This is a genomic window from Ferrovibrio terrae (assembly GCF_943371255.1).
Classification (GTDB): domain Bacteria; phylum Pseudomonadota; class Alphaproteobacteria; order Ferrovibrionales; family Ferrovibrionaceae; genus Ferrovibrio; species Ferrovibrio terrae_B.
The window spans coordinates 1-11,310 of the sequence record NZ_CALRUC010000131.1 but is presented as its reverse complement, the minus strand read 5'-3'; the positions used below and the strand labels follow the sequence as shown (position 1 = coordinate 11,310).

The window sequence follows — 11,310 nt, the reverse complement described above, 5'->3', positions numbered from 1 at the left end:
GCCGCCACCCTGCGCGAGTTGCTGTCGGCCGTGGCCGTCTATGCCGCCGGCGGCTATCGCGCGCTGGAGAATTTCGCCGCCGGATCGGGCCGCGAAGTGCGCGCCCTGATCGGGCAGATGCGGTAAGCCATGATCGCCTATCTCGCGCTGGGTGTTGTCGGCCTGATCCTGCTGCTGGTGGGCGCACGCGGTTTTGTCAAAGCCGATCCGAAATTCCTCGCCCGCGTATTGAAGATCGGCGGTGCCGTGATCTGCGGCGGCCTGGCGCTGTTCTTCCTGATCCGCGGCCGCATCGATGTGGCGATGATGCTGGGCGCGGTGGCGGCGTTTTCACTTGGCTATCTGCCGCGCAGCCTGCTGCCGTTCAGCCACCTGTTCGGCGGTCGCGGTCTGGGCAGCGGCTGGCAGCGCGCCCGCACCGGCTATGCCGATCCCGATGGCAGCAATGGCCCCGGCGCGGGCCAGCAGTCCACGGTCGAGACCGGCTGGCTGCGCATGCAGCTTGATCACGCCACCGGACGCATGGATGGCGATGTGCTGCAGGGCCGCCATGCCGGGCGACGACTGTCGTCGCTCAGTTTTGAAGACCTGATCCTGCTGCTGCGCGACTGCCGCGCCAGCGACAACCAGGCCGCCGCCCTGCTGGAGGCCTATCTGGATCGCAGCATCGGCGAAGACTGGCGTGAGCGGGCAACCCAGGGTCAGACAGGGGCGGGCGATGCCGGCGAGGCCGCATCGGCGGCCAGCAGCGGCGCGATGACGCGCGAACAGGCCTGGGAGGTGCTGGGTCTGCCGCCGGGTGCCAGCGATGCGGATATCCGCAGTGCCCATCGCCGCCTGATGAAGAAATTCCATCCCGACCAGGGCGGCTCGACCTTCCTGGCGGCGCAGATCAACCGCGCCAAGGATCTGCTGCTCGGCGAATAGCCCACCGGATATCGGCCGCATATTGCATGCCGACAATTCCGCTGTTTCGTTTCTGCTGGCGCTCGCTAGAGTGCCGGCAGAAAACCACGATGGAATGCCGGTGATGTCAGCGCAGAGTGAAGCGATCGTTCAGGGCCAGCTCGATGCCTATAACGCGAAGGACATCGATGCCTTCATGGCTTTCTGGGCCGAGGATGCCCAGGTCTTTGCCCATCCCGATACGCTGTTGGCCAATGGTGCCGCCGCAATCCGTGCGCGCCATGTGCTGCGGTTCCAGGAGCCCAACCTGTTCGGCCGCCTGGTTCAGCGCATGACGGTGGGCAATACCGTGGTCGACCGCGAGGTGGTGACGCGCAGCTTCCCGGACGGGCCGGGCCAGGTGGATGTGATCGGCATCTACGAGGTGAGGGGCGGCCGCATCGCCAAAGCCTGGTTCGTGATGGGCGAACCGGTGCTCGACCCCAAGGGCTGAGCAAAACGGGAAAATGGTGCCGGATGAGGGCGGACCTATAAGCCGCTCATGTTCTAGCAAGTCGCCGAAGGGCGACGATGAACCGATAAATTTGCTCTCGAGCTTCGGTAACGCCGGTTTCAAATTCAATCCTAGAAAAACCGGTTGAACTCTCACTCAGTTTTAACACAGCAAGAAATTTCATTACTGCTTTGCCACCAATTCGTCTGGTTGACCTACTAATACGAATGCTCTGTTGTCCGTTGAGTACGAAATAAGCATTACTTCTTTTTCGCTCTACGACAAGCGCGCCCGCCTCTTCGCATTTCCTTAGGAAATCTGAAGTGTCCATATCACTCGTACTGTGTGTTCTTGCGATGGAATTGCTCCTGATCCATCGCGCTATTTGACCGACGACTTCGTCTGGACTCAATTTGTGATTCTCAGTGGGAAAAGAGTCGGCCGTAACGTCCAAGACGAACTTGTATAAGTCATCATCCGTTACATTCATTTTTATTATTCGGCCTTCTTTATAAAGTGCCGTAAGAAGAGAGACCAATGCGGCCCTTTTGTTTCCATTGTGGAAAGGATGATTTTTGGACAAAGATTGAAAAAGCGCGGCAAGTTGCTTTTCAAATGTATCGTACTTGTAGATTCCGCCTATTGAGATGAATGGCCTTGAGCAAGCGGATTCAAGTAGATCGTTAGATTTGATGCCCGGGGGCGAGATGGGGTCATTCTCATGTTCAAAAATTTTAGTTAGATATTCATGTAGCGCTTTAACTTGTGCGGCGGTTAATAACGCGTGCGTCATATTTGTCCCCAATGAATTCTTTTGAACGCATATTGGTGTTGCGCTCACAATCTAAACTTGATCCAGATACACAATGATATGCCATGAGAAACCCGCGTTAGGTCAATTCCGCCTTTAATCGATGTTATAAGCGCCGCCTTGCAGGGCGGTTTCCAAATTGGGGGCGTTTTTGAGTCTGCGGTCTTTCCGCAGCCAATGTTCCCCAAGTGTCCACAAAAAGGTACAAAAAAGAACAAACGCGCAATAACTGCAAGTACAAAAAAAGCCAATCAGCGAAGTGACTGGCCTTTAATGGATGGTGCCGGATGAGGGGATTGAACCCCCGACCTTCGGTTTACAAAACCGCTGCTCTACCGCTGAGCTAATCCGGCCCGGACAAGGCGTCCGGCGACTGTTTACGTGAGCCGCTGGCGGCGGGCAAGCCGATCCGGCGGCAGTGGCGGGAAAATCGCACAATTCCGGCGCCTTCGTTGTGCTGGTCACGGGGCCGGGGCGGCAACGCGGCCGGCGATTTCAGCAGCGGCATCCTGCAAACGGCCCAGATGCCGGGCCACCATCTCGGCCCGCGTGGTGGCGCCGGCGGCCCAGGCCAGGCTCAGGCAGGCCAGCACGCGCTTGCCCTGCAGCACCGGCACGGCGATGGCATCGGCCTGGCTGCGCTCGGCGATGCCCCAGCGGCCATAGCCGGCCTCGCGCACGGCATAGCCGCGTGCGCGATCACGCGCCAGATCGGCCAGCACGGCAGACGGATTGCGGGCGGCATGGTCATACGGATCGCCGGAGCGGCTCAGCCGTGTGAGGATTGTGCGCCGTTCGGCAGCCGGGCTGAACGCGAGATAGGCGCGCCCCATGGCGCTCATCAGCATATGGACGCGAAAACCGATGCGATCGCGGTTCACCATGAAGGGGGTCTGGTGCCGGCTGCTTTCCAGAATCTCCATGGCGCCATCCTTGTAGACGCCGATATCCGACGGCCAGAGCATGTCGCGGCACAGCCGGTCCAGCACCGGGGCGGCCTGTTCGGCGATGGCGTCTTCCATGCCGAGATTCTGTCCGAAGAACCGCACGCTGGCACTGACACGATAACGGCCGTCTCTGGTGGAGCGGCGGGCAACCCCACCTTCCTCCAGTGTTTTCAGGATGCGCAGCAGGGTTGGCTTGGCCAGTCCGGTTTCGTCATGCAGGTCCTGCAGGCTGGCGCTGCGGTGATTGTGCAGCGCCTTGAACACATCCAGGCCGCGCGCCAGGGCGCGGATCGATTTTACGCTGGCCTGCATGGGGCCTCCCGGCCGCCAGTGTTACACCAGGTGAAACATTGGTGAAAGACGGTTTTGCTGGGCGGCCGCGCGGTTCACTCTGTCGCCAACAGCCACGTCAGTTGGCCATACCGGGAGGAAAACACGATGATCACCCGTCGATCCATGATGGCATACACGGCTGCTGCTGCAGCCATCGCATCGGTTTCAGGCCGCGCCATGGCCCAGATCGCGGCCCAGCCGATGCGGATCGTCTTCCCCTTCACGGCCGGCGGCTCGGGCGACGCCCTGGCACGGCTTCTGGCCGACCAGCTGCGCATCGGCCTTGACCAGCCGGTGATCGTCGACAACCGCACCGGTGCTGCCGGTCGCATCGGCGTGCAGGCGGTGAAAACGGCGGCGCCCGACGGCAAGACGCTGCTGCTGACGCCGATTGCGCCGGTCGCCGTCTACCAGCATGTCTACAGCAACCTCGGCTACGATCCGATCAAGGACCTCGCGCCGGTCTCGCAGGTCAGCACCATGGACTTCGCGCTTGCGGTTGGCACCGCGTTGCCGGTGAAGTCGGTCAAGGAGCTGGTCGCCTGGTGCAAGGCCAATCCGGCGCAGGCGAATTACGGCACGCCCGGTGCCGGCACGCTGCCGCATTTCTTCATGGTGCTGGTCGGCCAGGCGGCGGGCATCGAGCTGCAGCATGTCGGATACAAGGGATCGGCCGGTGCGATCGCCGACCTGGCCGGCGGCCAGCTGCCGATGGTGCTGAGCACCACGCCCGATTTGATGAGCCTGCACAAGGCCGGCAAAATTCGCGTGATCGCCACGTCGGGCACGGAACGGTCGCCTTTCCTGCCCGATGTGCCGACCTTCATCGAGAGCGGCTACAAGATTCAGGGCGACACCTGGTATGGCATGTTTGCGCCAGCCGGTACGCCGGCCGAGGTGATCAAACGGTATAGCGATATTCTCGTTGCCGCCCTGAAGACGCCGGAGCTGCGCGACAAAATCGCCAATCTCGGTCTGCAGCCCACCGGCACCAGTGCTGAGGAACTGCGCGTGATCCTGCAGCGTGATTCCGCTGCTTGGGCGCCGGCCGTGGCGGCATCGGGTTTCAAGCCGGAGAACTGACCGGCGCGACTGTCTTCATATCCAGTATCACCTGTGCGAGATCATGGCTGCCGTTCGTAATATCCTGTTCATCATGGCCGATCAGTTGCGGGCCGATTATCTGTCCTGCACCCATCATCCCACGCTGAAGACCCCGCATATCGACGGGCTGGCAAAGAAAGGCGTGCTGTTCGACCGCGCCTATTGCCAGGCGCCGGTCTGCGGGCCGTCGCGCATGTCCTTCTATACCGGCCGCTACATGACGAGCCATGGCGCGACCTACAACAACGTGCCGCTGCGCGCCACCGAACTGACGCTGGGCGACTATCTGCGGCCGCTGGGCTATCGCGTGGCACTGGTCGGCAAGACCCATATGAAAAGCGACGATGAAGGGATGAAGCGGCTCGGTGTCGATCCGAACTCCTCGCTGGGCGTACTGATTTCCGAATGCGGTTTCGAGCCGTTCGAACGCGACGACGGCCTGCATCCGAACCAATTGCTCGATCCCGACCTGGCCTATAACACCTGGCTGCGCAACAAGGGCTATGTCTCGGACAATCCATGGCATGATTTCGCCAATGCCGCCGAGGGGCCGGATGGCGAAATCCTCAGCGGCTGGTATATGCGCAATGCCAACCTGCCGGCGCGCATCCGCGAAGAGGATTCCGAAACACCCTACATGACCGACCGGGCGATGGACTTCATCCGCGAGTCCGGCGATCAGCCCTGGTGCCTGCATCTCAGCTACATCAAGCCGCACTGGCCCTATATCGCGCCGGCGCCATATCACAACATGTATGGCATCGACCAGATTCTGCCGGCGCACAGGCGTGCGGCCGAGCGGCAGAATCCGCATCCGGTAGTGGATGCCTTCATGCAGCATGAGGAGTCGGTGAATTTCAGTCGCGACGACGTGCGCGAGACCGTGATCCCGGCCTATATGGGACTGGTGAAGCAGCTCGACGACCATCTCGGCCGCCTGTTCGCCTTCCTCGAATCCTCCGGCCGCATGGAGGATACGCTGATCGTGCTGACCAGCGACCATGGCGACTATCTTGGCGATCACTGGCTCGGCGAGAAGGAACTGTTCCACGAGGAAAGCGTGCGCATCCCGATGATCGTCTATCATCCCGACGCCGCCGCCGATGCGACGCGGGGCAGGGTGGACCATGCCTTCGTCGAGGCCATCGACCTGATTCCGACGTTTGTGGCGGCTGCGGGTGGCGTGCCGCAGCCGCACCGTCTGGAAGGCCTCTCGCTGCTGCCGCGTCTGTTCGGACAGAGCGCGGCGCCCTGGCGCGATGCCGCTTTCAGCGAATGCGATTATGCCTTTCGCCCGGCGCGGCAGATCCTGAATCTGCCGCCGGACCGCGCGCGCGCCTACATGGTGCGCACCGACCGCTGGAAGTACATCGCCTATGACGGTTTCCGGCCGCAGCTGTTCGATCTGCAGGACGATCCCGGCGAATACACCGATCTGGGCGAGAGCCCGGCCCATGCGGCGACCCGGGCGGACCTGGCCGCACGGCTGTTCGACTGGCTGCGCCAGCGCCGCATCCGCACCACGCTGTCGGATGCCGAGGTGGAAAAGCGCACCGGCACCGCCAAGGCGCGCGGCATCCTGTTCGGCGTCTGGTAAACCGCCCCTGAAATGACACCGGCGCGGGAAACGGCGGTTTCCGCGCCGCAGAAGGCACTTGATAATCACTCGCAAGTTAGCTAAAACTGTCTCTGCGAATGATTTGCAGGACCAGTTCAGACTTGCAGGATGGGGTGCCGCGTGTCGATGCGTGAGTTTGCCGGGGCCGAAAGTCGAAACGAACAGAGTCCGTCTGGCCACTGGCCGACCAGCGTGCAGGAGCTGAACGAGGGCGAGCGCCTGGTGCTCTGGGCCTTCCGCCGCTGGGTCTCGGGCCGCGAGCATCTGCCGCTGCTGGCGCGTGAATTCGACCGCCAGTTCCGCCGCAGCGAAGCGCGCCCCGCCCTGGTGGCGCTGGATGGCGCCCTCAGCGACCTGACGCGCCATGCCCGCCGCACCATCGTCTATCACCAGCCCTGCTGTGCCTGTCTCGGCGCCGACGAGGTCTGCATGCTTTCCATTGTTGCCGCCCTGCAGAATGGCGCGCAGGCCGCGGCGCGGGCGATGGCGCAGTGGCTGGTGCGGGCTGCCGGCGTCGATGATTTCGTCGCTGCGCTCGATGTATTCGCCGAATGCCTGACCGGCAGCGGCCATGACCTGCCGTATCGCACGCGGCCCCGCAACGGCACGCGCAGCGCGATGCTGCGGCCTGTCGCCGCCATGCGCATGCACTGAAGGCGAGGGCAGCCATGTATATCTGTCTCTGTCACGGCTTCACCGATCGCGATGTGCGCGGCGCCATCAGTCACGGCTGCAAGTCGGTTGCCGCAGTCTATCGTCATCTGGCTGACCGTCCGCAATGCGGCAAATGCGTGCCGGATGTGCGCTGTATGCTGCATGAACATCGCGAGGCGCAGCATGGTGGCGCCATGCTGATTCCGGCCGGCGCGATGGCCGAAATGGAAGGCGCCGACTGATGAACGGCAGCCCGCTGGAGTTTGCGCTGTTTGTAGCAGCCAGCCTTGGCGTTGTGCTCTCTATGCGTACCGTGTTGCGCATCATCCGCAGTCGCGCGGCAATTGAGAGGAAGTTGCAGAGAAACTGAATTAAAAACACGGTTTTCTTTGCGAGTAACTCGTAATTTCATGCATTTTTCTTGAGCCTTTGAAACCCTGGGCGTAAGCCTCGTGCCAAGTCGCGCACTCATTAGCGAGTCGCGCTTTTCAGCATGAGGAGTTTCCCATGAAGGGCGACAAGAAGGTTATCCAGCATCTCAACGGCGTGCTGAAGAACGAGCTGACTGCGATCAACCAGTATTTCCTGCATGCCCGCATGTGGAAGAGCTGGGGCTTCGAGCGGCTCGGTCACCATGAGTACAAAGAGTCGATCGAGGAGATGAAGCACGCCGACAAGATCATCGAGCGCGTGCTGCTGCTGGACGGCATTCCCAATCTGCAGGATCTCGGCAAGCTCAAGATCGGCGAGACCGTGCCGGAAGGCCTGTCGGCCAACCTGGATCTCGAGCGCAAGGGCCGTGGCGATCTGATCGCCGCGATCAGCCATTGCGAGGGCGTGCAGGATTACGTCACCCGTGAAATGCTCACCGGGATTCTCGACGACACCGAAGAGCATATCGACCACCTGGAAACCCAGCTCGATCTGATCGAGAAGGTCGGCCTGCAGAATTACCTGCAGTCGCAAATGGGCGACGGTTCGTCCTCGTAAGCCGGGATTAAGCCGCCGGGTCCGGCGGCTGAATCTTCAAATCGAACAGCAGCAGGTCGCGCAGCGCATCGGCCTTCTCCAGCGGCTCGACGCCGTGGAAGCTGCGCGGCGACTGCGGGAAGGCGATCATGCTGTTGGGCTTGTAGGGCATGGTCGCGACCAGGTCGAACAGGTCGAAGGCATGATGCCGTCCGGTCTGGCAGGCAAAGCGGCGATCCTTCGGAACATACACTGACGTGCCCAGGTCGATCATGGCCTCGTCGGGCGGCAGATAAAACAGCACGGATACCACCTTGCGCGGCGTATCCGTGTGCGGGCCGAGCGAGTAGGTGGTGCGGTCCCGCATCAGGAAGATTTCGTTCAGCAGCGGGATTTCATTCACCGGCCGGTCGCCGCTCAGCGCTTTCGGCAGGGTCTTGAACTTCTCATTGATGGTCGGGCCGAACACCGACAGCCAGATCTGGCCGAACTCGGCGTTGCCGAAGGTTTCGAAGACCGACTTCCAGAACTGCTTTTTTGCGCTGTCCGCGACATTCTGTTCCAGCTCTTCGGGGAACAGGCTGAAGCGCGCGCCGCTGTAGCCTTTTCCCACCCGGCCGCTGTCGACCAGGCGGCTATAGGCTGCGTCCTCGATCATGTTGCGGCGGATTTCGGCATAGAAATCGGCCGGAAACACGTTCTCGACATAGAGATGCGGAAAGGGGAAGCGCCGCACCGGTGCATTCAGCACCTGATACATCACATGCAGCTTAGCGGCGGAAAACATACTCGGCGACCCCTTTGAAATAGCCTTCCTTGCGCTCGGCCTCGGCCACCTGCTTTTCGTCGTGACGGAAGCCCATCCCATTGAGGTATTCGATGATCCAGCGATGCTCGGGCAGCGCCGGATTGATCTCGATCAGCAGCGAGGCGACAGCAGGATCCTGCAGCGTATCTGCCGCGCCCTTGATCACCTTGTGCTCGAAACCATCGACATCGATCTTGATATAGTGCGGCACCGGCATCACACCGGTCTGCACCAGCTTGTCGATGGTAGTGGCATAGCAGCCCTGCACGAAAGCCGGCTTGCGCTCTTTCAGATAAGGGTCGAGCGCTTCGCCGAAGGAATGGCAGGAGCCGCCGGTGAGGAACTGGCTGAGATGGATGCGGTCGAAGGCTTCTGTATCCGACAGCGCGGCGCACCAGGCGACAGCCAGGGTACCGAGACGGTTGGCCTGGATGTTGCGCTGGAGCAGGGCGTAATTCTGCGCCTCGGGCTCGAAGGCAAATACCCGCGCCTGGCGGATCACGCCAGCATAGACGACATACATGCCGACATTGGCACCGACATCGAGATACACCGCGCCGGTCGGAATGCTGTCGAGCCAGCCGATCGTGCTGGGCTCCTTGGTGAACAGCGTCTCGGCGCGCATCAGGCACATCGAGTTGGGGATCAGGTAGACCAGCTTGCGCCCCTGATGTTCCAGTGCCGCAAAGGGGTTGAGCTTCTCATACTCCTGGATATTCATCGCTTCCCCTGCTGCGGCCGCTTATGGCACTTGTCGTTCGGTGTGGTTAGCCGCGCGCGCATTCGTAAAGCGCGACGGCTGCGGCGGCCGACACGTTCAGGCTTTCCACCGCGCCGGTCATCGGCAGCTTGGCGAGAAAATCGCATTTCTCGCGCGTGAGCCGGCGCAGGCCTTCATCTTCCGCACCCAGCACCAGCGCGACACGTTTGATGTCGTTGACCGCCTCGGCCAGGCTCTTGTCGGTTTCCATTTCCAGGCCGACACGCCAGAAGCCGTATTCGGCCAGCAGGTCGAGGGCGCGCGACAGGTTGGTCACCCGGATCAGCGGCACGACTTCCAGTCCGCCGCTGGCCGCCTTGGCCAGCGCGCCGGTGGCTTCCGGCGCATGGCGGTCGGTCACGATCACCGCACGTGCGCCGAAGGCGGCGGCCGAACGCAGGATGGCGCCGACATTGCGCGGGTCGGTGACGTGATCGAGCAACAGCACGACTTCGCGGCCATTGCTGTGAACGCTGTCTTCCTCCAGCGGCTCCTTCAGCCATTCGACGCCGGGATCGTCGAGCGGATCGGTCAGCATGGCGATGCCCTGATGCACCGCGCCGGGCGGCAGCAGGCTGTCGAGCTTGGCCTTGTCGACCGTCTCGGGCTGGGCGCTGAGGCGGGGCAGGCGGTCTTCCAGCGCCTCGCGGGCCTCGCGGGTCAGCAGGATGCGCCGGATCAGGCGTTCCTCATTCTCCAGCGCGGCCAGCACGGCATGGCTGCCATAGAGCCAGACCGGCAGGTCGCCGCGGTATTCGCGGTTGCGCGGAGCAAACTTGTCGCCGCCATGGGGGCGGCCGCCGCCGTGACGTTCCGGGCGGTCGCGTTCCTGGCCATATTCGGCATTGCGGGCGGGGCGCTCGGGGCGGGCTTCGGCGCGGCCTTCGGACCGGCGGGGGGTGAAATCGCTCTTCCGGTCATCCCGGCGCTCATCGCGGCCCTCGGGCCGGCGGGGGGCAAAATCGCCCTTCCGGTCATCCCGGGGGGCATGGGGGCGCTTGCCGGCCGGTTTGCCGCCGGATTTCCCGACCGGACGGCCGGACCGTCCTTCGGAGCTACCCTCCGGGCGGCTTTCCCGGGTCGGTTTGCCCTGGGCCCCATAGGGGCGCGGTTTGCCGCCGCCCTGATTCGGGCGCTGGGGGTCGCGGGGGCCTTTGGAACCGCCCTTGGCGGCTGGGCGGGCGGGGTGGCGGGCATCTGGCTTGCGTCTGGTCATGGCGCTCCTTATAGTGCCGCGCGGTAAAGGCAACAACATTGCCGCCCACCTCAAAAGTTCGAGGTCTGGGGGGCGATGGTGGTGCTTTTGTCGCGTTTATCCATTGACATGCGGATATCCCTTCGGTAGTCGGGGGGCCCGGTTGGAGGGGTGCCCGAGTGGCTAAAGGGGACGGACTGTAAATCCGTTGGCGTACGCCTACGCTGGTTCGAATCCAGCCCCCTCCACCATTCTCCGCGCTGACCAGGAAACGTCTTTGACGTCAAAGGGTTAGTAAGAGGTCTTGAGGAGTAACGCGAAGCGGCGGGTGTAGCTCAGTGGTAGAGCCCCAGCCTTCCAAGCTGGTTGCGAGGGTTCGATTCCCTTCACCCGCTCCAGCTTGTTGGGCGGACACGCAGTGAGTAATGCGAGGTCTGCCTGCGGCAAACGGTCACGCGAACGGCGCTGGGAAGCGCGGCGCAGGGCCGGATGCCACCGTCAACCCACCCGGGGTCCCGCAAGGGGCTCCGGCCAGAAACTGGTCGGACAACAGGAATAGAGCGATGGCCAAGGCAAAGTTTGAGCGTACGAAACCGCATTGCAACATTGGTACGATCGGCCACGTCGATCATGGCAAGACGTCACTGACGGCTGCGATCACGAAGGTGCTGGCGGAGAGCGGCGGCGCGTCGTTCACGGCGTATGACCAGAT

The 11,310-nt window shown here is 62.4% G+C and carries 13 protein-coding genes and 3 tRNA genes; 10 read left to right on the top strand and 6 right to left on the bottom strand.

Translation table 11 applies throughout. From position 1 onward, the window contains the following. Nucleotides 1–129 precede the first annotated feature (129 nt). A complete protein-coding gene (locus AAG799_RS20090) occupies nt 130–927 on the top strand; it encodes a DnaJ domain-containing protein (RefSeq protein ID WP_341898659.1) in 798 nt (265 codons plus the stop codon). Nucleotides 928–1,030: 103 nt separating this feature from the next. Beyond that, nucleotides 1,031–1,399, top strand: a complete 369-nt coding sequence (locus AAG799_RS20085) for a nuclear transport factor 2 family protein (RefSeq protein WP_341898657.1) — start codon at nt 1,031–1,033, stop codon at nt 1,397–1,399. 46 nt (nt 1,400–1,445) lie between these two features. Here AAG799_RS20085 and AAG799_RS20080 read toward each other — a convergent pair whose 3' ends face one another. From AAG799_RS20080 to AAG799_RS20070, 3 genes are all read right to left on the bottom strand, one after another. Further along, nucleotides 1,446–2,192, bottom strand: a complete 747-nt coding sequence (locus AAG799_RS20080; protein WP_341898655.1) for a type II toxin-antitoxin system death-on-curing family toxin — start codon at nt 2,190–2,192, stop codon at nt 1,446–1,448. Between the two features lie 296 nt (nt 2,193–2,488). Further along, nucleotides 2,489–2,563: transfer RNA gene (locus AAG799_RS20075), tRNA-Thr, on the bottom strand. A 108-nt stretch (nt 2,564–2,671) separates the two neighbouring features. Beyond that, entirely contained in the window at nt 2,672–3,469 is a 798-nt protein-coding gene (locus AAG799_RS20070) for a helix-turn-helix domain-containing protein (protein ID WP_341898654.1), read from the bottom strand. A gap of 126 nt (nt 3,470–3,595) precedes the next feature. Between AAG799_RS20070 and AAG799_RS20065 the strand changes: the two genes are divergently transcribed. The 5 genes from AAG799_RS20065 to bfr all read left to right on the top strand — a co-directional run bounded on the left by AAG799_RS20065 (nt 3,596) and on the right by bfr (nt 7,856). After that, a complete protein-coding gene (locus AAG799_RS20065; RefSeq protein WP_341898653.1) occupies nt 3,596–4,573 on the top strand; it encodes a Bug family tripartite tricarboxylate transporter substrate binding protein in 978 nt (325 codons plus the stop codon). 43 nt (nt 4,574–4,616) lie between these two features. After that, on the top strand, nt 4,617–6,191 hold the full coding sequence (locus AAG799_RS20060) for an alkaline phosphatase family protein (protein WP_341898651.1): 1,575 nt from the start codon (nt 4,617–4,619) through the stop codon (nt 6,189–6,191). A 141-nt stretch (nt 6,192–6,332) separates the two neighbouring features. Then, nucleotides 6,333–6,866 (top strand): hypothetical protein, encoded by a 534-nt coding sequence (locus AAG799_RS20055; protein ID WP_341898650.1) that lies wholly within the window; start codon nt 6,333–6,335, stop codon nt 6,864–6,866. A gap of 14 nt (nt 6,867–6,880) precedes the next feature. Then, a complete protein-coding gene (locus AAG799_RS20050; RefSeq protein ID WP_341898649.1) occupies nt 6,881–7,108 on the top strand; it encodes a (2Fe-2S)-binding protein in 228 nt (75 codons plus the stop codon). Between the two features lie 265 nt (nt 7,109–7,373). Further along, nucleotides 7,374–7,856 (top strand): bacterioferritin, encoded by a 483-nt coding sequence (bfr, locus tag AAG799_RS20045; RefSeq protein ID WP_341898647.1) that lies wholly within the window; start codon nt 7,374–7,376, stop codon nt 7,854–7,856. A gap of 7 nt (nt 7,857–7,863) precedes the next feature. Here bfr and AAG799_RS20040 read toward each other — a convergent pair whose 3' ends face one another. Genes AAG799_RS20040 through rlmB form a run of 3 tightly spaced genes read right to left on the bottom strand, consistent with a single transcriptional unit; the run spans nt 7,864 to nt 10,619 of the window. Next, on the bottom strand, nt 7,864–8,622 hold the full coding sequence (locus tag AAG799_RS20040) for a hypothetical protein (RefSeq protein ID WP_341898645.1): 759 nt from the start codon (nt 8,620–8,622) through the stop codon (nt 7,864–7,866). Then, nucleotides 8,606–9,364 carry an FkbM family methyltransferase gene (locus AAG799_RS20035; RefSeq protein ID WP_341898644.1) on the bottom strand — a complete coding sequence of 253 codons (759 nt, stop codon included), beginning with the start codon at nt 9,362–9,364 and terminating at the stop codon, nt 8,606–8,608. Before AAG799_RS20035 ends, AAG799_RS20040 begins: the two co-directional genes overlap by 17 nt. A 46-nt stretch (nt 9,365–9,410) precedes the next feature. After that, nucleotides 9,411–10,619 carry a 23S rRNA (guanosine(2251)-2'-O)-methyltransferase RlmB gene (gene rlmB / locus AAG799_RS20030; protein ID WP_341898643.1) on the bottom strand — a complete coding sequence of 403 codons (1,209 nt, stop codon included), beginning with the start codon at nt 10,617–10,619 and terminating at the stop codon, nt 9,411–9,413. Between the two features lie 144 nt (nt 10,620–10,763). Between rlmB and AAG799_RS20025 the strand changes: the two genes are divergently transcribed. The 3 genes from AAG799_RS20025 to AAG799_RS20015 all read left to right on the top strand — a co-directional run. Next, nucleotides 10,764–10,849, top strand: a tRNA-Tyr gene (locus AAG799_RS20025). A 73-nt stretch (nt 10,850–10,922) separates the two neighbouring features. Next, a tRNA-Gly gene (locus AAG799_RS20020) sits at nt 10,923–10,996 on the top strand. A 165-nt stretch (nt 10,997–11,161) separates the two neighbouring features. Beyond that, the coding region (locus AAG799_RS20015; protein ID WP_341896904.1) for a GTP-binding protein at nt 11,162–11,310 on the top strand (149 nt) is incomplete at its 3' end.

Excerpts from the sequence above, each read along its gene's own strand:
- AAG799_RS20090 (WP_341898659.1), top strand. The coding sequence starts at position 130 with ATGATCGCCTATCTCGCGCTGGGTGTTGTCGGCCTGATCCTGCTGCTG.
- AAG799_RS20085 (WP_341898657.1), top strand. The coding sequence starts at position 1,031 with ATGTCAGCGCAGAGTGAAGCGATCGTTCAGGGCCAGCTCGATGCCTAT.
- AAG799_RS20080 (WP_341898655.1), bottom strand. The coding sequence starts at position 2,192 with ATGACGCACGCGTTATTAACCGCCGCACAAGTTAAAGCGCTACATGAA.
- AAG799_RS20070 (WP_341898654.1), bottom strand. The coding sequence starts at position 3,469 with ATGCAGGCCAGCGTAAAATCGATCCGCGCCCTGGCGCGCGGCCTGGAT.
- AAG799_RS20065 (WP_341898653.1), top strand. The coding sequence starts at position 3,596 with ATGATCACCCGTCGATCCATGATGGCATACACGGCTGCTGCTGCAGCC.
- AAG799_RS20060 (WP_341898651.1), top strand. The coding sequence starts at position 4,617 with ATGGCTGCCGTTCGTAATATCCTGTTCATCATGGCCGATCAGTTGCGG.
- AAG799_RS20050 (WP_341898649.1), top strand. The coding sequence starts at position 6,881 with ATGTATATCTGTCTCTGTCACGGCTTCACCGATCGCGATGTGCGCGGC.
- bfr (WP_341898647.1), top strand. The coding sequence starts at position 7,374 with ATGAAGGGCGACAAGAAGGTTATCCAGCATCTCAACGGCGTGCTGAAG.
- AAG799_RS20040 (WP_341898645.1), bottom strand. The coding sequence starts at position 8,622 with ATGTTTTCCGCCGCTAAGCTGCATGTGATGTATCAGGTGCTGAATGCA.
- AAG799_RS20035 (WP_341898644.1), bottom strand. The coding sequence starts at position 9,364 with ATGAATATCCAGGAGTATGAGAAGCTCAACCCCTTTGCGGCACTGGAA.
- rlmB (WP_341898643.1), bottom strand. The coding sequence starts at position 10,619 with ATGACCAGACGCAAGCCAGATGCCCGCCACCCCGCCCGCCCAGCCGCC.